This window comes from Pseudoalteromonas sp. H71 (assembly GCF_001468485.1).
In the GTDB taxonomy this organism is placed as follows: Bacteria; Pseudomonadota; Gammaproteobacteria; order Enterobacterales; family Alteromonadaceae; genus Pseudoalteromonas.
In genome coordinates this window covers 148131-168430 of the sequence record NZ_LODI01000046.1, presented here as the reverse complement: position 1 = coordinate 168430, position 20300 = coordinate 148131, and the positions used below count along the sequence as shown (strand labels likewise).

Here is a 20300-nt window from a genome sequence, read left to right as displayed (position 1 = left end):
GGGGCGTATAATAAAGATTTCAGAAAATATGTCAAACACTTTTCTATCAAAAGTGTCTATATGGTTACAGAACACACATATGTTATGTTTTTATATGAAAGAAGCCTAATTTTTAAGCTAATCAACTCTCTTCGTTAGGCGTAAGTGTGTCGTCGGTTGGTGCACATTTATCTTTTAAACTAGCCAGGTACTGCTCTTGATAACCTAGTTGTTGAAACTCGGCAATACATGCTCGGTAAAAAGCTTCTCGCTCTCGCTCGGTTTGACTGAGTTCTTCCGACTCTTCGATAGTTTTATCTGTCATTTTATTATTTTATAAATCCGTTTTTATTATTTACAGCACCTAAAAGTTAGGCCGTTTAAAATTTGGCCGTATTGTAGCTAACAAAGTTACAAAAATACAACATAATGTTTAAAAGTTACTCATTAATTTGTTATATGCACATAAAAATTTTCATAAAAAAATTACAACTAAATATCAACAGCTTAATATATGAATAATGGTCTTATTAGCTATGAATAAACAAAATTAAAACAAAAACGCCGCAATTAAGCGGCGTTTCAGGGTGTTATTTTACATTAAGCTTAGTCAGCTTGCGGGCGCATATGCGGGAATAAAATAACGTCTTTAATTGTAGATGAGTCAGTAAACAACATGACTAATCGGTCAATACCAATACCTTCACCAGCGGTAGGCGGTAAACCGTACTCTAGTGCGCGTATGTAGTCTTCATCGTAGTGCATTGCTTCATCATCACCGGCGTCTTTCTCTTCAACTTGACGAGTAAAGCGTTCAGCTTGATCCTGTGCATCGTTAAGCTCTGAGAAACCATTTGCAAGCTCACGTCCGCCAACAAAAAACTCAAAACGGTCGGTAACAAATGGGTTTTCATCGTTACGACGCGCCAGTGGCGATACTTCCCATGGGTAACCTGTAATAAATGTAGGTTGGATAAGCATGTGCTCAGCCGTTTCTTCAAATATTTCACATAAAAACTTACCTGGGCCCCACACACAGTTTTCAGGAATTTTAACGTGTACTTGTTTAGCGTACGCTTTTAATTCTTCAAAGTGGTTTTCTGGGTCGTTAAATACCGCAGCATCAAACTCAGGGTTATATTTTAAGATAGCGTCAGCCATGCTTAAACGTGTAAACGGTTGGCCAAAGTCGTACTCGACTGAGTCGGTTACTTCGCCGTTTTCGTCTTTTGTTGTATTAATAACAATTGGGCTACCCAATACGTTAGTTGCAACAGTACGTAGCATGTCTTCGGTGATGTTCATCAGGTCGATGTAATCAGCGTACGCTTGGTAGAACTCAATCATAGTGAATTCTGGGTTATGACGCGTTGATAACCCTTCGTTACGGAAGTTACGGTTAATTTCAAACACGCGGTCAAAACCACCTACTACTAAACGCTTAAGGTAAAGCTCTGGCGCAATACGTAAGTACATGTCGATATCAAGCGCGTTATGATGAGTCACAAACGGACGCGCAGATGCGCCGCCAGGAATAACCTGTAGCATGGGCGTTTCTACTTCCATAAAGTCGCGCTCTGCTAAAAAGCGACGAATACCTTCAACTACTTGTGAGCGAATACGAAATGTTTCGCGCGTTGCTTCGTTAGTAATTAAATCAACATAACGTTGGCGGTACTTAGTTTCTTGGTCTGAAAGGCCATGAAATTTTTCTGGCAATGGACGTAGTGACTTAGTAAGTAATTCGTACTCGGCCATATCTACGTATAAATCGCCTTTGCCTGATTTATTAAGCGGACCTTTAACACCAATAATATCGCCAATATCAAGCTGACCATATTTTGCTTTTAAGTCTTTTTGTACGTCTTTTGATGCGTAAACTTGTACACGACCTTTCATATCTTGGATAGACATAAACGGGCCACGCTTAGCAAGAATACGACCCGCAATCGATACTACGTGCTGTAATTCGATTAATTCTTCTTTACTCTTATCACCAAACTCAGCCTGCAAATCTGCCGTGTAATGCTCACGACGGAATTGGTTTGGATGACCGTTGGCTGGGCAATTTTCGCGAATAGCATCTAACTTGCCGCGACGCTCAGCGATTAACTTGTTTTCGTCTTGGATTTTATCAGTCATTTTTTAGCTCTTTATTAGCTTGGTGGTTATAGGCCAGATTTAAGGCTGGCTTCAATAAATTTGTCTAAGTTACCGTCAAGTACCGATTGGGTATTGCGGTTTTCTACGCCGGTGCGTAAATCTTTAATACGCGAGTCATCAAGAACGTATGAACGAATTTGACTCCCCCAACCAATATCTGACTTTGCATCTTCTTGCGTTTGTTTTTCAGCATTTTGCTGCTGTAACTCTAGCTCAAATAATTTAGCTTTTAATTGCTTCATTGCTTGGGCTTTATTCTTATGTTGCGAACGCTCGTTTTGACATTGCACTACCGTGTTTGTAGGTACGTGCGTAATACGTACTGCTGATTCGGTGGTGTTAACGTGCTGACCACCCGCGCCCGATGCACGGTACACGTCTATACGTAGGTCAGACGGATTAATGTCAATTTCAATATTGTCGTCTATTTCTGGGTATACAAATGCAGACGCAAACGACGTATGACGGCGGCCACTTGAGTCAAATGGGCTTTTACGCACTAAACGGTGCACACCTGTTTCTGTACGTAACCAACCGTAAGCATATTCGCCAACAAAGCGAACTGTTGCGCCTTTTATTCCGGCCACATCGCCATCGGTTGCTTCTACTAGCTCAACTTTAAAGCCTTTTGCTTCACCCCAGCGTAAATACATGCGAAGTAACATGTTACACCAGTCTTGAGCTTCAGTGCCGCCTGAACCTGATTGTAAATCAAGGTATGCATCGTTTGCGTCGTGCGTGCCCGAGAACATGCGACGAAACTCTAAACCTTCTAATTGCGCGTTTAAGCCTTCAAGCTCTGCATTTGCTTCGTCAAAGGTGTCTTCGTCTTCGGCTTCTATTGCAAGCTCAAGCAAGCCTTCAACGTCGTCGGCGCCGGCAACTAGGTTGTCGATAGTTTCAACAACCGCCTCTAAGGCTGACTTTTCACGGCCAAGTGCCTGTGCGCGTTCAGGTTCATTCCATACAGCTGAATCTTCAAGTTCGGCGTTAACTTCTTCTAAGCGTTCTTGTTTAAGAGCGTAGTCAAAGGTACCCCCGAAGCAGTTCAGTACGATCGCGAATTTCCTTGATTTGATTAATCACAGGATTCACTTCAAACATGTACATTACTCCAAAATGGCTAGATTATTACGGCCCGACTTGAGGAATATCCGCAATAAATTATCGTCAAATGATAAAAACGCCCGATTTTAACAAAAAATCGCGCGTTTTATTAGCCTTTTATGCATGTATTGTGCATATTTTTTAGTGTACTTTTTCAAGCTCTCGGACGATTAGCTGTAAGCTAAACTTACCCCTAAACTCGTTAATATCGAGTTGATAAGCCACTTTAACAAAGCGCGCTTCGGTATCTGGCCATTCTTTTACGTCAATACCAAAAGCAATAGCGTCAACTAACCGCCCTGATTGATGTTTAAGCACCAGTTTTAAATGCTTTTCGCCAACAATTCGTTGCTGAATTAATTCAAAGGTATGTTCAAACACCGGCTCTGGGAACTGCTGCCCCCATGGACCTGATTGCTTTAATAATTGGGCAAAATCCATGGTAAAGCAGTCGTTTGGCAGTTCGCCGTCGGTAAATACAATACAACGCTTGCTTTCTTCGCTTAATTTCGCACTTACCGCTGCATCAAACGCTTTTTTAAAGTCGTTAAAGTTTTGCTCGTTAATACTTAAACCCGCCGCCATGGCATGGCCACCAAACTTATTAATTAGGTGGGGGGCCGCGGTATTTAACCCTTCGAGTAGGTCGCGCATGTGTAGCCCTTCAATGGAGCGGCACGAGCCTTTAATTTCGCCGTTTTCGCCACCAGCAAAAATAACGGTTGGGCGATGGTATTTTTCTTTTAAGCGACCAGCCAAAATACCAATAACGCCCTGATGCCAGTCATCTTGGAACAAACAGATAGCATCAGGAATGTTGTCGTCGGTAAAGGCGAGCCTATCAAGCACAGCTTGCGCTTCAGCTTGCATACCCTGCTCTATTTCACGCCTTGCATGGTTTAAGCTGTCGAGCTCGCCTGCAATACGCCTTGCTTGGTTTATATCGTTACTCAGTAAGCAGGCTATGCCTAAGCTCATGTCGTCTAATCGCCCTGCTGCGTTTAACCGCGGCGCAAGCGAAAAGCCAAAATCGCTGGCACTTAGGCGTGCTGCATTTCGGTTAGCCACTTCAATAAGAGCTGTAATACCTGGGCGTGTTTTACCACTGCGAATACGCGCTAAACCTTGGTGTACTAGTGTTCGGTTATTTGCATCAAGCGCAACTACATCAGCTACTGTACCCAGCGCAACTATGTCTAATAAGTTTGCTAAATTAGGCGGTGCTTGTTGCGTAAAATAACCTTGTTCGCGCATTAGGCTTCTTAGCGCAATTAATAAGTAAAACGCCACGCCTACACCAGCAATAGACTTTGACGGAAAGTTACATTCGTGCCTGTTTGGATTTACAATGGCGTCGGCATTTGGAAGCTGCTCACCTTGTAAATGGTGATCTGTAACCAACACTTTTATACCTACCGATTTTAAAATATCAATACCGGCAATACAGGATATACCGTTATCTACGGTGATCACTAAATCGGGTTTTATTTGTACTATTTGTTCGGCCAGTGCGGGGCTTAAGCCATAACCTAAGCTAAAGCGGTCTGGAATGAGGTAATCTAAATTTTGAAAACCAAACATTTGCAACCCCTGCATTAAGGTTGCAGTACTGGTTGCGCCATCGGCATCAAAGTCGCCCACAATTAAAATGTGGCTTTGCGCCTTAAGCGCATCGACGAGTAATGCACTTGCTTTGTCGATGTCTTTAAACAATTTATAGTCGTGAAGCGTGGCAACACCGTTATCGAGCTCTTGGGCATCAACTACACGACGAGTCGCGTAAATTTGTTTTATAACCGGATGCAAATGACTCGGTAAGTGCGAGTCGTTAACGTTTTCGCGCGCAATGATCAGTTTTTTCATGCAGGTTTTTTAACTTATTGAGTCGTATTAAAAAGACAAAAAAAGGCCATTAAGGCCTTTTTATAAACGTAAACACGTTATTAAGATGCTTTATTAGCATCTAACGCTGCTTTTAATGCAGCAGCAGGTTGGTAACCTGGGATCATTGTGCCGTCATCTAAAATAATGGCTGGCGTGCCACTAATACCAAAGCTTTGGCCTAGCTGATAATGCTCAGCAATGGGCGCACTGCAACCTGCAACTACCGTGGTACTTTCACCTGCTTTAGCTTCTGTTAACGCCTCTTGTTGATCTTTCGCACACCATACATTCATTAAATCTGCGTAGCCCGAACCTTGTAAGCCACCACGTGGAAACGCTAAATACTTAACGGTAATACCCGCATCAAGCAAATCGTTTAGTTCACGGTGTAATTTACGACAATAACCACAGCTAATATCAGTAAATACAGTGATGCTGTGTTTTTCGTTTGGTGCTTTGTACACAATCATCGACTCTTCATAATCTGTAATACCTTCAGCACGCACGCTATTTAAAGCTTGCTCTGTTAGGTTACTACGATTTTCTAAATCGATTAACGTGCCTTGCATTAAAAACTGACCATCTGGGCTTGCGTATAACACGCCTTTGTTTGTAATTAGCTCTTTTAAACCAGCCACTGGGCTTGGATTTATTTGCTTAACTGTTACGCCAAGTGCCGCAAACTTAGTAACAATAGGATCATTAGCATTTGGCGTTACTGCAACGTCATTTGCCAATGCACTCATACTTGTGCACAACATGGCACCTGCTAACATTAATTTTTTCATAACTTCTCTCTATCCTAAAAATACTTAATATATTGACCGGCTTAATACTATTTAATTTCAAATTAAGCACGCGGATGATGCTGCGCGTGTACCGATTTTAACCGTTCATTAGCAACATGAGTATAAATTTGCGTTGTTGATAGGTCGCTGTGTCCCAGCATCATTTGTACAACACGTAAATCGGCCCCATGATTTAATAAATGCGTAGCAAATGCATGGCGCAATGTGTGGGGTGATAATGGCGACTCAACCGATGCCAAAATAGCATAGTGTTTGATTCTATGCCAAAAGGTTTGTCGAGTCATGCCTACACCACGCTTTGACGGAAATACAAAGTCGGTGGCGTGTTTGATCATTTGTGCGCGCCCAACTTTTAAAAAAAGCTCAAGCCAATGCATGGCTTCTTCGCCCAGCGGCACTAAGCGCTCTTTGTTGCCTTTACCTTTTACAAACACAACCGCTTGGCGTAAGTTAATTTGCTCCATACGTAGCCCAACCAACTCACTGACACGCAGACCAGTGGCGTAAAGTAACTCAAGCATCGCCTTATCGCGCAGTCCCATTGGCTCTTCAGTATTGGGGGCGTTAAGAAGCGCTTCTACTTCGGCTTCAGAAAGTGTTTTAGGTAACGATTGCCCCGCTTTGGGTTGAGCAATGTTTAACATAGGTGTATCGGTAATCAGTTTTTCACGTACAAAATACTGATAAAACCGTTTTAACGCACTAATACTGCGCGCTGTACTGCGCGGCTTTAGGCCTAAGTCGACCCGGTGCGCTAAATAGCTTTCAATGTCGTGCCCTGTTACCGTCATTAAGTTTTCGCCTTTTAAAAACTGGCAAAACTTATCTAAATCGCTGCGGTAAGCACTTAATGTGTTTTCGCTTACACCTTGCTCTAAATAAAGGCTATCTAAAAAGGTTTCTAGGTAGTCGCTATTGGTGCTCATACTGCTTTTATTTTCTGAAAAATCGTCAGATAGCGTTGTCACATTATGCTCTCATGCTTTGCTAAGGTATCAATTAAAAATACCTTACGGTAAACTTGAGCCTATCATATCAGGCAATTACACAGTGATAAATACGATGCAAATTGGTTTATTTTTTGGCTCTACTACGTGCTACACCGAAATGGCAGCAGAAAAAATTCGTGACCTTATTGGTGACGATATAGTCAGCCTTCACAATATTAAAGACGAACCACTAAAAAATGCAGAGCAGTACGACTTTATCATCTTTGGTATTTCAACATGGGACTTTGGCGAAATACAAGAAGACTGGGAGTCAAAATGGGACGACATAAAAGATGTAAACCTACATGGTAAAACTATTGCTTTATTTGGCATGGGCGACCAGCAAGGTTACGGACAGTGGTTTCAAGACGCTCTGGGTATGCTGCACGACGAAATAAACACACAAACATTTACACAACTTGGCTTTTGGCCAAACGACAGCAGCTACGAGTTTGAAGCTTCAAAGGCACTCACCCCCGATGGCAAACAGTTTGTAGGGCTCGCCCTTGATGAAGACAGCCAGTACGAGCTAAGCGATGAACGCATAGCCAGCTGGGTTGAGCAAGTAATGACCGAGTACGGCGAAACGCTTTAACTGCTCAAGCGCAATGGTTGCAGTAAAAAGCCAAACACGCTTAGGTGTTTGGCTTTAGTAGTAATGCACAAGGCTAAACTTAACGCATAAGTTTAAAAGCTACGAATATCTACACTTGAGCTATTAAATTTAAACATATTAATTTTTCCGCACTGCGCCACATGGTTAGTACTGGCATAGGGCGTATTGGCTTGGTTTATATCGCTTTCCCAACCTTGACCATTTTTTACAAATGCTTTTACCTCAAACCACCCATTCACCGCTTTGCTGCAATCCATATCGACATCTAGCATCCAGTAGTGTTCACCCCAAATATTAAGCGGTGTAACGCCAAAACCATCGTTGGTCACTGTTTTTTGTGTACCATACGCACTTGGCCACACGTTTGTAGTCCAATCGGCTGCTGTCCCCTCTGCTTGCGTACTTTGCCCGCTTTCAATACCGTACCAATCTAGGAAGTTATCGTTTGCTTTCCATAGACTTGTAGTGGCATTTTTTAAATTGTTATGGCGAATAGGCATCGCGCATTCAACATTGGTTGTTTGGCAGTTTCTTCCTAAATTTGTATTGGCATAGGTATGATCTATTCCGCCACGTACAAACATATCTTGCCCACTTTGGGTTTGTGCGTTAATAAAAATAACGGTACGCTGCCAATCACCATTCGGGGTTGAAGTCGACCCTTGTGATAACTTAGCGTTTTTATGAATTGCCATGGCATCCCACGGCGCCACATTTAAATTAATAGTGCCGTTATTATTAACGGTTATAACCTCACCGCTACAACTTTTAGCATCGCCCGACAATTCACCTTTTAATACATTACAATATTGACCAGGTGCCATGTCTGTTTGCACAGTAGCATTAAGCGTTGAGTCTTCTTTGTTAATAGCCATATGACCTGAGCTACCGCGACCAAATGAAATCTGATTATTCGTGTTATCCCACCAATTTGTCACAGCCCAGTTGTCGGCGGTGTTATTTCTAAAATCAACGCCACCAGCAATATATGACCACCGGTGCTCACACTTCCAATTGCTTGCAAAGCATTCTAAATTACCATTGTTATGAACGGGAACACTTGGCCCGCCTGCATCGGTATCACCATGAAAATCGTAACTCGACATCACTTTTGGGTAACCATACGGATACGCCAACATAAATACGTTAGCTAGGTCGTATAAACGGCCATCTTCAAAAGTAATTACATTACCCGCACCACCATGCCCGCGCTGATTGTCGTGATTATCTACAAATACGACCGCCGACGAGCTTGGCATAAAGCCCCACCCTTCACCAAAATTACTTAGCCACGCAAGTGAGCCATTTCTAAATGTATTACCGAGTTGTGTACTGTATTTAAACTCGGTAACAAGCCCTGTACTTAAATACTCAGAGGCATCAACGGCTTCTGTTCCCTGATCAATCACTTCATGAAAGACCAACGGCGAGCCGTTTATTTTAGCCATAAGGCTTTGAATATCGCTAGCGGCTACGTGTTTAGCCGCGTCAAACCTAAAGCCTTTTACTCCAATAGCTTGAAGGTCATTAATATAAGCCGCTATGGTATTTTGCACGTAATTTGAAGATGTGTTTAAGTCGGCAAGCCCTACCAGCTCACAGTTTTGAACGCGATAACGGTTATTACCGTAATCTTCTGGGTTAATTGAGCAGCTTTCATGAAAATCTTGTGGGCTATAAATTGGGTATTGTTTATTCCCAAACGTGCTACCCGCTACGCCATTCCCACTCCCAGCTGCCATGTGGTTAATTAGGGTATCTACATAAATATCGACCCCTGCACTTTTACAACGGTTAACCATATCTACAAACTGCGTTCGGTTACCGCCCCGGCTTTGCAGTTGGTAGCTCACAGGTTGATAGCGAGTCCACCATTGGTTGCCTGTAATATGTTCGTTAGGTGGAGAAACCTGTACAGCAGCGTACCCTTTTGGTCCTAAAAACTGCTCACACTCTTGTGCGACATCGGGCCAACTCCATTCAAATAAATGAACAAACGTAGTGGGTGTAGCAGCTGCAAGGTTAGGTAAAAGCAAATCTAGGCTTAAACCGGCGGTGATGACAATTTTATTCAGCTTCATAGTGTGTGTTTCCAAATGTTGGCGAGCTAAACAACATGCTCTTCGTTATTTACAAGTGGTTAACACTAGTCTTGAGATTGATTAAATAACAACTGAATACGTATGCATTATAGGTAAACTATCCTTTATTATTAGATAATCATCCATACAGTTACGTCATTTTTAAATAAAACGCCTTACACAAAGCAACGTAATCAGTGGTGTAATTGTTGTTTAACTCTCTAATGCATAGCGTTGAATTGTCGGTTTGTGATTGTAGGTAGCTAAATGTCATTAAACTGCGGCTTATAGGTTTGCCAGGTGTCGCTTGTACTTGGCAGTGTGCATTTAAATAAAGTCCATGTTTAACGGCAAGTTCAATAAATACCTCAGCCTCAGTGCTTGGCAGTATTAAACAAAATCGTGACTGTGAATGACTGAGTTGCCTAAACGCGTTAATTAACTCCTCAAAGCTTAAACCATCAGTATGGCGTGCAGTGTTTCGGGCAGCATTATTGCCTTTTAGACTGTGATTAAAATAAGGCGGATTAGAAATGATTACGTCAAAGGGAGCATCACTATTAAAGTTTTGAATAGTTTGGTGCTGAATAGTTATATTTGGCCACGGACTATTTGCTACGTTTTGTAATGCTTGATTGTATGCGTTTTTATCTATTTCAACCGCGGTAATACTCAATGTTGGCCTGCGCTGCTTACACATTAACGCCAATAACCCTGTGCCTGTGCCAATATCTAATAACGTGTTTGCATCTGTTAAGTTTGCCCACGCGCCAAGCAAAATGCCGTCGGTTGAAACCTTCATTGCGCAATGGTCGTGTTCAACCTTAAATTGTTTAAATGCAAAACCAGACATTTTTTCACCTTTTCATTCACCAAGCGCAGCATAGCGCGTATAATCAAGGTAATTGTCCACTATTTTAGACACTCTATGCAATTTTCTGAATTTGATCTTGATACCAAATTACTCGACGCCATTAATAAAATGGGTTACGAAACGCCAACCAGTATTCAACAGCAAGCTATTCCTGAAGCCCTTCAGGGACGTGATATTTTAGCGTCTGCGCCAACAGGCACAGGTAAAACAGCGGCATTTTTAATTCCTGCTATTCAATACTTATTGGATTTTCCGCGCCGTGAACCTGGTTTTGCCCGCGTATTAATAATGACCCCAACACGTGAGCTGGCTTATCAAATTCATGAGCAATGTGAGTTACTAGCAAAACGTACGCACCTGAAAATAGGTGTAGTAACCGGCGGTATTAACTACGGAACGCATAAAGAAATTTTTGAAAAAAATAACGACGTGTTAATTGCCACTCCAGGGCGATTAATGGAATACCTTGAAACTGAAAACTTTCATGCTGAACACGTCGAAATGCTTATTATTGATGAAGCCGACCGCATGCTAGACATGGGTTTCAAAAAAGAAATGAGCCGTATTTGTGACGAAGCTAAAAACCGCCGTCAGTGCTTTTTGTTCTCTGCTACCCTTGAGGGCGACAGCGTAGAGCGATTTGCAGAAACCACATTAAACGACCCTGCTCTACTTGAAGCTGAATCGTCACGCAAAGAAAAAGCTAAAATTCACCAGTGGGTTCACCTTGCTGATGATTACCACCATAAACTAGAACTTTTAGTCAATACCCTTAACGGCCCAGACGTTAGTAAAGCTATTGTGTTTGTTAAAACCCGTGAGCGTTTAGAAACACTCATTGGTGAATTAACTAATAACGGCGTAAAAGCCGCCTGGCTGCGTGGTGAAATGCCCCAAGACAAGCGCATGAAAGCAATGGAAAACTTTCATAGCGGCCGCACTAAAATATTGATTGCAACAGATGTAGCCGCCCGAGGTATTGACGTATCTGACATTAGCCATGTTATTAACTTTGACATGCCACGAACAGCTGACGTATATGTACACCGAATTGGCCGTACGGGTCGTGCAGGTAAAAAAGGTATCGCTATATCATTAGTGGAAGCGCACGATATTGGTATTTTGTACAAAGTAGAACGCTACATTGAACAAAAGCTTAAACGTCGTGTAATTAAAGGCATAGAGCCGCAGCATAAAGAAGCTAAGCCACCCGCTAAAAAGCGTAAAGATCCGGTAAAAATGAAAGCGAAGAAAAAAGCGAAAGTTAAAAAGAAAAAATAACTTAGCATTTTTTACCAAAGCCGGAGCATGCCGGCTTTTTAATACGCGTTACAAATGTAACCAGAGCATGTAACACCTACCCATTTAAATGTAATTATTGCCCACCTGAATTCCCACTTAATGAAATAACCTTATATTTCAATAAATTAACAATGGCACTGAACTTGTATTATTAGAGACAGAATAGCCAGAATACTTAATGGTTTGGCTAAATTTTTAATTGATATAAAAGGATTGAGTTATGAACCGCTTAAAGTTAACTATTGCTTTAGTTTCGTTTTGTTGTTTATTTTTGTTAGCATGTGCTACCAAAGTGAGTGCAGCAACGCACCTAGCCGTAGTGAGCAGCGTAGCAACTCAACCTAACCTACAACAAACCATTACCAGCACACTTCGTACTAACCCTAACTTTGCATTAAGCAATATTCGCGTTCAGGTTAAAGATGGCGAGGTAGTATTACATGGTCAAGCGCAAACAGGTTTTGAACGTGCGCTTGCACAAAAATTTTTAGAAAATATGGATGGGGTTAAAATCATTCGTAACAAAATTAGTGTTATTTAAATCACACTTTTATTAACTCAATTGATCCTAGGCGCAGCGCGCAACTCCAACACATGCTGCGCCTTTTTTGTGCCTGTAGTTACTTACAACTCACATTAACTACAAAAATAAACTTGCTTTAATTACCTCTTATTTACCGCCAAAGACCAATTGTAAATTGCATACCTTACAACCTGATATTTGCCTAAACAATTTACCCTTTAAATAATAAATTTATATTAAGGCTAGGCCTGTTTAACTGCCATTATTAAAGCGTGTTCTATCTAGGCGTAACATAACTAAGGTGCGCGATTTGTGACCCAGTAAGCTCGGTCCCTACTTCTGCATTATTTTAATGACTACGCCTATGTACGTATAACTTAAAGTCGTATACAGCTCATATGCCCTACTTGCTCTTTATGACCTATTCTTTAAGCAACAAGGAGAAGCAACCTATGGGGGGACCTCAAAGGTTACTGCATGTTTTATATTTATGCTGCGTTATCGTCGGTTTCGGGAAGTAACTACACAATAGCCTTAGCCTTATCGATATATTACATAGCCCGCTTCCAATTTCATCTCAAAAGGTAAGTAGACATAAATTTATAATTAGTTAACGTTGTTCTCACCTTCTCAAACATTTAAGTAGCCATAAAAAAATGCAGCTTTATAAAGCTGCATTTAGTTGTTGTGACTCGTAAGTCATTTTTTCTTTAGCTAACGGCGCACATATAAATGTAAAAGTGCGCTAAGAGTGAGTAAATAATTCCCAATGGTATTAATGGCTCATTTATTCGTTTTGGCTTGAATCTGCTCCACTAGCGTTGCCTTTATTTGATGATTGCTGGCTTATTTTATCGCTGATCATGGCATCGAGTTTTTCACCGCCTTTAATACCAAAATCGAGCGTACGAATAGGAAATGGAATACTAATATCAGCTTCATCCAACGCTTGTTTAACGGCGACTACACCTTTATGGCGCACTGTCATAAAGTCTGGTTCACCTGGGTATTTAATCCAAAACCACACCAATAAATTAATGCTACTGTCACCAAAGCCTTCGGCATAAACATCGGTTTCGTTTTTACGAATAACAAAGTCCAAATCGTTAATCTTATCTACAATAACTTCTTTCGCTTTTTCTATGTCGTCACCATACGAAATGCCTACCGGTACTTCGATGCGCCTAACCCCGAGTGTGGTGTAGTTTTTTAACACATTTCTAAACAACACCTTGTTAGGCACTAAGATTAACTGCCCGTAAAAGCTTTCTATTAGCGTGTTGCGCAGGTTTATTGAGTGTACTGAGCCAAACACGTCGTCGGTTTCTATTACGTCTCCTGTTTTAAAGGGTTTGCGTATACCCATTGCGATACCCGCAATCAAGTTTTCGGTCATATCTTGAAACGCAAAACCTATGGCTAAACCAACAATACCCGCACCGGCTAATAAAGAGGTAACCGTACCTTTTAACCCCACAAAATCTAGCGCTATAAACACCCCAACACACAGTACAATAACCTTAAATATAGAGGCCATTAAATCGGCTATTTGTTGTGAGTCGAGTGAACGGCGCAAAATGTTTTTCATTAGGTTGCCAGCAAAGCGCGCTAGCATTGAAAATATAATGGCAATAATAACCGCCACTATAAAATTAGGGATGTGACTTATAACAACATCAAACCAACCGCCGAGTTTTTCTTCGATAAGTTTTTCGGCTTCTGTTATCGAGGGTATGCTGATCATTTTTGTGCACCTATGAGTAAATAATAATGTGAATACTTTACTCATAGGTGCAAGTTTAGCGCCAGCATATAAAAAGCCATGCATTGCATGGCTTTTTAAATATATGTTTAGCTGTATTTAACACGTTAGCTTTGTTCGTCGCGCATAAATACAGGCTCTAACTCTTTAGTTGTTGCCTCAGCGCTAAAGTAATAACCTGCAACGGTAAATTCTTTTAGCTGACTTAACTGCGTTACTTGGTTTTCTATAATGTAACGCGCCATCATGCCACGCGCTTTTTTAGCGTAGAAACTAATGACCTTATATTGCCCATTTTTACAGTCTTTAAAGTGCGGCGTAATAATTTGCGCGTTAAGCGCTTTTTTATCTACCGCTTTGAAGTATTCGTTTGAAGCTAGGTTAACGAGATATTGTGCATCTTGTGCTTTTATTACTTCGTTTAGTTTGTCAGCAATAATACTGCCCCAAAACTCATACAGGTTTTTACCTCGCGAGTTTTCAAGCTTAGTGCCCATTTCTAGTCGGTACGCTTGCATTAAATCAAGCGGTTTTAATAAACCATATAATCCAGATAATATACGCAAATGGCTTTGCGCATAATCAAGGTCACTTGCAGTTAACGTGCTCGCCTCTAACCCACCGTATACGTCACCATTAAAAGCAAGTGCGGCTTGCTTGGCGTTATCAGAGGTAAAAGGTTGCGACCATTCGCTAAAACGCGCTGCGTTAAGGCCTGAAAGCTTGTCGCTAATTTTCATTAAACTGCCAATTTGCGCAGGTGTTAGTTCACGGCATACTTTCATGAGTTCCTCGCTATGCTCGAGTAATTCAGGCTGAGTGAACTTATCGGTTGCCGGTGGCGTGTCGTAATCAAGATTTTTTGCAGGTGAAATAACAGTGATCATAGTTAGCTATTGACTTGTAAATTATTTAATGTCAATTTCAACATTAAATGAAACGAAAAGCACGTTTTGTTTAAATAAATCCTCCCTTAAAAATTCATACATTGCCGTTTTTTAATTGATAAGGACATAAGACCTATCAAGCATTGTCACACTGTTGCAGTATGGATGTTATATATTAAGGGTAGATTATTCTTTTAACTTGCTTGGAATGAGGAAAGCAAATGACTTCAGCTCTACAAAGGCTAAAACAACATTCATCTATCGTAGCCGACACTGGCGATATTGAAGCGATCAAAAAGCATCAACCAGAAGATGCAACCACAAACCCGTCGCTTTTATTAAAAGCGAGCGAGATTGAAGCTTATAAGCCTTACCTAGATAAAGCTTGGAGCTATGCAAAAGAAACCGAGCAAGAGCCAGCTAAACAACTAGAACTTGCATGTGACTATTTTGCTGTATTACTTGGTAAAGAAATTAGTGAAATTGTACCAGGTTATATTTCTACAGAAGTAGATGCCCGTTTATCGTTTGATACTCAAGCAACCATTGCTAAAGCACACACTCTACTTAGCCTTTACGAAAAAGAAGGTGTAAGCAAAGACAAAATTTTAATTAAAGTTGCGTCTACATGGGAAGGTATTAAAGCCGCTGAGCAGTTAGAAAAAGAAGGGACTAAATGTAACCTTACTTTATTATTTAGCGACGCCCAAGCCCGTGCATGTGCTGATGCAAATGTATTTCTAATCTCGCCATTTGTTGGCCGTATTTTAGATTGGCACGTTGCCAACGGTATGGAAAAACCAACGGATCCACTACAAGATCCTGGTGTGCAATCAGTACGCAGCATTTTTGAGTTTTACAAACGCCATGATTACAAAACAGTGGTTATGGGTGCAAGTTTCCGTAACACGGGTGAAATTATTGCTCTTACAGGTTGTGACAAGCTAACTATTAGCCCTAACCTTTTAGAAGACTTAGGTAACCTTGAAGGCGCACAAGAATATTTACTAGAAAGTGATATTCCTAAAGAGCCAAAACCTGAGCCGCTTACAGAAGCGCAATTCCGTTGGTTACATAACCAAGACGCAATGGCCACTGAAAAGCTAGCTGAAGGTATTCGTTCATTTGCACAAGCACAAGAGCAATTAGAAGAACGCTTCAAGGCAATGTAATTTGCTGTAAAAAAATAAAAAAGCGCCGTATTATTTATGGCGTTTTTTTATGTCTGTAAAAAACGGGCGAATAAACCCACCTCCCTCACATCTTTTATCTATAGAAAAATAACTCTCATCGGCTTAAATTTTTCGTAAACTGTATTTCACGTGTTCATATTTAAAAACAATACTTTACTGGTATAAACCTTCATTTAAGCATCACAATTTTGTAACATCTCTGTCACTTTTTTATTCTATTTTAGCTAGGCCTGTGGTATAGGTACTCTTGAGGTCAATAAAATCAATAGGAGATGTTCATGGATAGCCTAAACGATATATTAGAGATACTAGAAGGTCCTGATGAAAAAAGAAAAACCTCTCAGAAGAACAAAAAAAGAAAATGGCGCGAAATAGAAGCAATAAAAGATAAACAACGTCTACGTAAAGAATTAGAGGAATTTGATTACTTTGCAGACACAATTGCAATTGATGAGCTAGATTTTTAATTTCTATACCCACCAATTACACAAAAGCCCTCATTTATGAGGGCTTTTTTAATGTTCAAACTTATTTAACTAGACCTGCCAATTTATGGGCTTTTTACCTTGCGCTAACAGTAGTTCGTTAGTTCGCGAAAAGTGCTTACAACCAAAAAAGCCTCGATGAGCCGACAGCGGCGACGGATGCGGACCACTCAAAATAGAGTGGCGAGTGCTATCTATGCCTTTTCCTTTTTTTTGCGCATGCGCTCCCCACAAAATAAACACAACCCCATCACAGTTCGCGTTAATATGAGCAATAACATTATCGGTAAATTGCTCCCAGCCTAAATGTTTATGCGAATGTGCTTGTCCTTGCTCTACCGTTAAAACAGTATTTAGTAAAAATACGCCTTGGTCAGCCCAGGTTTGCAAGTAACCATGTTCAGGTATAACAAAACCCTCAATATCTGTAGCCAGCTCTTTGTACATATTTTTAAGCGAGGGTGGTAATTTTTTTACCTCTGGCAGAACAGAAAAACATAACCCGTGAGCTTGCCCTTCACCGTGGTAAGGGTCTTGCCCTAAAATGACCACACGAATATCGTTTAGAGGCGTGACATTAAATGCATTAAATACGAGCGATTCAGGGGGATAAACAGCAACACCTTGCGCTCGGCGGTTTTCGACTCCGTTTAAGGTTTTCTGCATATAAGGTTGCTGTAACTCGTTGTGTAAAAATGTATCCCAGTCGCTCATTACATACTCTTTATTTGTTTTCGTGACGCGTCTATTTTATCACACATATCCGCCAGTCCATCTAGCATACGCGGTGTAAAACGGTGAAGTAAATCGGCGTTAACGCGAATAAACTGATTATTTTTAACCGCAGGCACTTCTGGCCATGCCTTCCAATTAACATTTGGCTGCGGGGTATTAGACTTTTCGTCAGGAATAATAATCACCTGAGGCTTAGTAACAATGACATTTTCAATGCTGATTTGTGGGTACTGGGTCGTGCTATTAGCAAATACATTATTTACATGACAGGTACTTACTAATTGACCAATCCATGTGCTTTCACTGATGGTCATCATTGGCTCGGCCCATAACTGATAAAAACCAGATATAGGCAGCTTCCCTTGCTGGTTTTTTATAATAGCGGTTAACTTGTGCTTAAATACTTTGGCAACCTGTTGGCTTTGCTTTTCGTACCCTGTTAATTTACCAAGAGTGAGTAGTTCAGTTTGCACGCCTTCTATGGTTGTAGGGTTGCTTAAATGCACTTTGATACCCAAGCGCTCTATTTGTGCTATATCTTCCTGTTGATTTCCGCTTTTCCAGGCAATCACTAAATCAGGTTTTAAAGCTAATAATTTCTCAAGAGAAATGCCATAGTACCCGCCAATGCGAGCTATATTTTTTGCTTCATGTGGGTAATCGGCATAGTCAACAGTACCCACAATATTGCTGCCTGCACCAATAGCAAATAGGTTTTCAACTATGTGTGGGGCGAGTGCAACTATACGTAGTTTTTTAGGCTCAGGCTCTGCGTTCGCCCCTGCATTGCTCTGTAAACTAAACAGCATTAACCCTATAAAAAGCAATTTAATCACTAGTAATCAAACCCTTCTAGTGCTTTTACACCTGAATCGAATGCGTGTTTTACATTGCGCACTTCGCTCACTGTATCGGCAAGGTCAGTCAATGTTCTGTGCGCTGCGCGCCCTGTGATAATAACCGATTGCATAGCCGGGCGATTATTAAGTGCGCTCACTACTTCGTCTAAGTCGATGTAGCCATAAGTCACCATGTAAGTGAGTTCATCAAGTAGTACTAAGTTAATACTGCTGTCGGCAAGCATACGCTTTGCTTCTTGCCATGTTGCTTGCGCTGCTAAAGTATCAGCCTCTTTATTTTGTGTATCCCACGTAAAACCAGTATTCATCACAGCAAATTCAACACCTGCGCCTTGTAATAAATTACGCTCACCACATTCCCATGTCCCTTTTATAAATTGACACACAGCGGCTTTTTGACCATGGCCTACACAGCGTGCTACCACACCAAAACCAGAGGTCGATTTACCTTTCCCATTACCAGTAATGACTTGAAAAATACCTTTAACCTCTTGCGCAGCTTCAACACGGGCATCTACGTGTTCTTTTACTTTTTGCTGGCGCTGTTTATGCTTGTCGTTTGTCTGTTCAGTCATTATTGTGTCCTTTATAAATCGAGATAATTTGCGCTATATCTAAATGTGTTTCGCACATAGTTGCTAAACGCGCTAACTGCTGTTCGCGGTGTGTATCAATACTTATTGGGTCAAGCTGTAAAGTTGGTTTTACCCACTTTAAAATTTCCATAGTGGCGTTGGGCTCATCAAATAAACCGTGTAAATAAGTGCCCGCAATTGCGTTATCGTCACTTATAAAACCATCCGTTTTAAATCCATTTGGATGCTCATTAAAAGTTAAAAATGGCTTATTAAGCGCGGCCCCTTTGCTAATACCTGCATGTATTTCGTAGCCACTACACGGTGTTTGTAAATCATTTAACTGCATCGTCGCTGATAATTTAGAAAGTACTTTTTGCGCGCTCAGTGTGGTTTCAAAATCACATAAGGCCAACCCATTCACCCTTTTTAATGACGACTCAACCCCCTCTGGATCGTGGATAATATTACCCAGCATTTGCATGCCACCACAAATTCCAAGCACTTTACCCCCATAGCGTAAGTGGCGTTTTATTTGCCTATCCCACCCTTCATTTATTAAGAAAGTTAAATCGCCAAGTACGTTTTTACTGCCTGGTAAAATAATAAGATCAACATCAGGAATTACCTGCGTATGGCGTACATAATTAACATTAATATTTGGGTGTAAACGCAGTGCGTCAAAATCGGTATGGTTACTAATATGTGGCACTAATAATATTGCAATATTGATAGTTGCATGGGTGACGTTATTGCCTATTGCAACAGCGTCCTCCGCGTCGAGAGTCAAATCGTGGAGGTATGGCAGTACACCTAAAACAGGCTTATTTGTATAGTTCTCTAACCAATCAAGCCCTCCTTGCAGTAAACTTATATCTCCTCTAAAACGGTTAATTACAAACCCTTTTACACGTGCTTGCTCTGACTCGCTAAGTAATGCCAATGTCCCCACTAAATGAGCAAATACACCACCTTTATCTATATCGGCAATGATGATCACCGGGCAGTCTACTTTTTCAGCGTAGCCCATGTTAGCGATGTCGTTTTCACGCAAATTTATCTCAGCGGGGCTTCCCGCACCTTCCACCAATAACAACTCAAACCGTTTTGCTAAACGCTCGTGTGATGTAATGACGGCATCCATAGCGACTTTTTTATAATCGTGGTATTTACCCGCTTCCATGTTGCTAATCGCTTTACCATGAATAATAACTTGCGCGCCAGTGTCGCTATTGGGTTTAAGTAATATGGGATTAAAGTCAGTTTCGGGCTCGACTCTAGCAGCAATAGCTTGCAAAGCTTGTGCTCGGCCAATTTCGCCACCGTCGTTTGTCACTGCGCTATTAAGTGCCATATTTTGTGGTTTAAACGGTGCGACTTTTATGCCTTGATTTGCAAATACTCGACAAAGCGCAGCCACCAGGGTGCTTTTTCCTGCATCAGAGGTCGTGCCTTGTATCATAAGCGTTTTCATGG

Annotated in this window: 19 protein-coding genes; 5 read left to right on the top strand and 14 right to left on the bottom strand. The window is 41.2% G+C overall.

What is annotated here, in order from left to right; translation table 11 throughout:
- Nucleotides 1–121 precede the first annotated feature (121 nt).
- The 6 genes from ATS71_RS17010 to xerD all read right to left on the bottom strand — a co-directional run bounded on the left by ATS71_RS17010 (nucleotide 122) and on the right by xerD (nucleotide 6910).
- A complete protein-coding gene (locus tag ATS71_RS17010; RefSeq protein ID WP_058405874.1) occupies nucleotides 122–304 on the bottom strand; it encodes a hypothetical protein in 183 nt (60 codons plus the stop codon).
- 281 nt (nucleotides 305–585) lie between these two features.
- Nucleotides 586–2121: a lysine--tRNA ligase gene (gene lysS, locus ATS71_RS17005; protein ID WP_058405873.1), complete on the bottom strand. Its 1536-nt coding sequence runs from the start codon at nucleotides 2119–2121 to the stop codon at nucleotides 586–588.
- Between the two features lie 26 nt (nucleotides 2122–2147).
- A protein-coding gene (gene prfB, locus ATS71_RS17000; protein ID WP_152995648.1) for a peptide chain release factor 2 occupies nucleotides 2148–3246 on the bottom strand; the annotation gives its coding sequence in 2 pieces (ribosomal slippage) (nucleotides 2148–3170 and nucleotides 3172–3246; 1098 coding nt in all).
- A 144-nt stretch (nucleotides 3247–3390) separates the two neighbouring features.
- Nucleotides 3391–5112, bottom strand: a complete 1722-nt coding sequence (gene recJ / locus ATS71_RS16995) for a single-stranded-DNA-specific exonuclease RecJ (RefSeq protein WP_058405871.1) — start codon at nucleotides 5110–5112, stop codon at nucleotides 3391–3393.
- An 80-nt stretch (nucleotides 5113–5192) separates the two neighbouring features.
- Complete coding sequence (gene dsbC / locus ATS71_RS16990; protein ID WP_058405870.1) at nucleotides 5193–5921, bottom strand: bifunctional protein-disulfide isomerase/oxidoreductase DsbC; 729 nt, start codon at nucleotides 5919–5921, stop codon at nucleotides 5193–5195.
- A gap of 62 nt (nucleotides 5922–5983) precedes the next feature.
- A complete protein-coding gene (gene xerD / locus ATS71_RS16985; RefSeq protein WP_058405869.1) occupies nucleotides 5984–6910 on the bottom strand; it encodes a site-specific tyrosine recombinase XerD in 927 nt (308 codons plus the stop codon).
- A gap of 94 nt (nucleotides 6911–7004) precedes the next feature.
- Here xerD and fldB point away from each other — a divergent pair, with 94 nt between their 5' ends.
- The gene (gene fldB, locus ATS71_RS16980) at nucleotides 7005–7526 is read left to right on the top strand and encodes a flavodoxin FldB (protein ID WP_058405868.1); all 522 of its coding nucleotides are present in this window, start codon (nucleotides 7005–7007) and stop codon (nucleotides 7524–7526) included.
- 92 nt (nucleotides 7527–7618) lie between these two features.
- On the opposite strand, the gene ATS71_RS16975 is transcribed toward fldB, so the two are convergent.
- Both ATS71_RS16975 and ATS71_RS16970 read right to left on the bottom strand, forming a co-directional pair.
- The gene (locus tag ATS71_RS16975; RefSeq protein WP_058405867.1) at nucleotides 7619–9628 is read right to left on the bottom strand and encodes an alpha-amylase; all 2010 of its coding nucleotides are present in this window, start codon (nucleotides 9626–9628) and stop codon (nucleotides 7619–7621) included.
- Nucleotides 9629–9779: 151 nt separating this feature from the next.
- On the bottom strand, nucleotides 9780–10481 hold the full coding sequence (locus tag ATS71_RS16970) for a tRNA1(Val) (adenine(37)-N6)-methyltransferase (RefSeq protein WP_058405866.1): 702 nt from the start codon (nucleotides 10479–10481) through the stop codon (nucleotides 9780–9782).
- A gap of 75 nt (nucleotides 10482–10556) precedes the next feature.
- Between ATS71_RS16970 and srmB the strand changes: the two genes are divergently transcribed.
- The gene (gene srmB / locus ATS71_RS16965) at nucleotides 10557–11783 is read left to right on the top strand and encodes an ATP-dependent RNA helicase SrmB (protein ID WP_058405865.1); all 1227 of its coding nucleotides are present in this window, start codon (nucleotides 10557–10559) and stop codon (nucleotides 11781–11783) included.
- A gap of 241 nt (nucleotides 11784–12024) precedes the next feature.
- Nucleotides 12025–12345: a BON domain-containing protein gene (locus ATS71_RS16960; RefSeq protein WP_006793146.1), complete on the top strand. Its 321-nt coding sequence runs from the start codon at nucleotides 12025–12027 to the stop codon at nucleotides 12343–12345.
- A 769-nt stretch (nucleotides 12346–13114) separates the two neighbouring features.
- Here the strand turns inward: ATS71_RS16960 and ATS71_RS16955 are convergent.
- Both ATS71_RS16955 and yaaA read right to left on the bottom strand, forming a co-directional pair.
- Nucleotides 13115–14071, bottom strand: coding sequence for a mechanosensitive ion channel family protein (locus ATS71_RS16955; protein WP_058405895.1), 957 nt, complete (start codon nucleotides 14069–14071; stop codon nucleotides 13115–13117).
- Between the two features lie 125 nt (nucleotides 14072–14196).
- Nucleotides 14197–14976 (bottom strand): peroxide stress protein YaaA, encoded by a 780-nt coding sequence (gene yaaA / locus ATS71_RS16950; protein ID WP_058405864.1) that lies wholly within the window; start codon nucleotides 14974–14976, stop codon nucleotides 14197–14199.
- A gap of 221 nt (nucleotides 14977–15197) precedes the next feature.
- Here yaaA and tal point away from each other — a divergent pair, with 221 nt between their 5' ends.
- On the top strand, nucleotides 15198–16148 hold the full coding sequence (gene tal, locus ATS71_RS16945) for a transaldolase (protein ID WP_058405863.1): 951 nt from the start codon (nucleotides 15198–15200) through the stop codon (nucleotides 16146–16148).
- Nucleotides 16149–16447: 299 nt separating this feature from the next.
- Nucleotides 16448–16636, top strand: coding sequence for a DUF3545 family protein (locus ATS71_RS16940; RefSeq protein WP_006793150.1), 189 nt, complete (start codon nucleotides 16448–16450; stop codon nucleotides 16634–16636).
- 69 nt (nucleotides 16637–16705) lie between these two features.
- Here ATS71_RS16940 and ung read toward each other — a convergent pair whose 3' ends face one another.
- Genes ung through ATS71_RS16920 form a run of 4 tightly spaced genes read right to left on the bottom strand, consistent with a single transcriptional unit; the run spans nucleotide 16706 to nucleotide 20298 of the window.
- Nucleotides 16706–17368, bottom strand: a complete 663-nt coding sequence (gene ung, locus ATS71_RS16935) for a uracil-DNA glycosylase (RefSeq protein WP_058405862.1) — start codon at nucleotides 17366–17368, stop codon at nucleotides 16706–16708.
- The gene (locus ATS71_RS16930; protein ID WP_058405861.1) at nucleotides 17368–18225 is read right to left on the bottom strand and encodes a cobalamin-binding protein; all 858 of its coding nucleotides are present in this window, start codon (nucleotides 18223–18225) and stop codon (nucleotides 17368–17370) included. The genes ung and ATS71_RS16930 overlap by 1 nt, the downstream gene beginning before the upstream one ends.
- Complete coding sequence (cobO, locus tag ATS71_RS16925) at nucleotides 18225–18824, bottom strand: cob(I)yrinic acid a,c-diamide adenosyltransferase (protein WP_058405860.1); 600 nt, start codon at nucleotides 18822–18824, stop codon at nucleotides 18225–18227. The genes ATS71_RS16930 and cobO overlap by 1 nt, the downstream gene beginning before the upstream one ends.
- A complete protein-coding gene (locus ATS71_RS16920; RefSeq protein ID WP_058405859.1) occupies nucleotides 18817–20298 on the bottom strand; it encodes a cobyric acid synthase in 1482 nt (493 codons plus the stop codon). The genes cobO and ATS71_RS16920 overlap by 8 nt, the downstream gene beginning before the upstream one ends.
- Nucleotides 20299–20300: the final 2 nt, after the last annotated feature.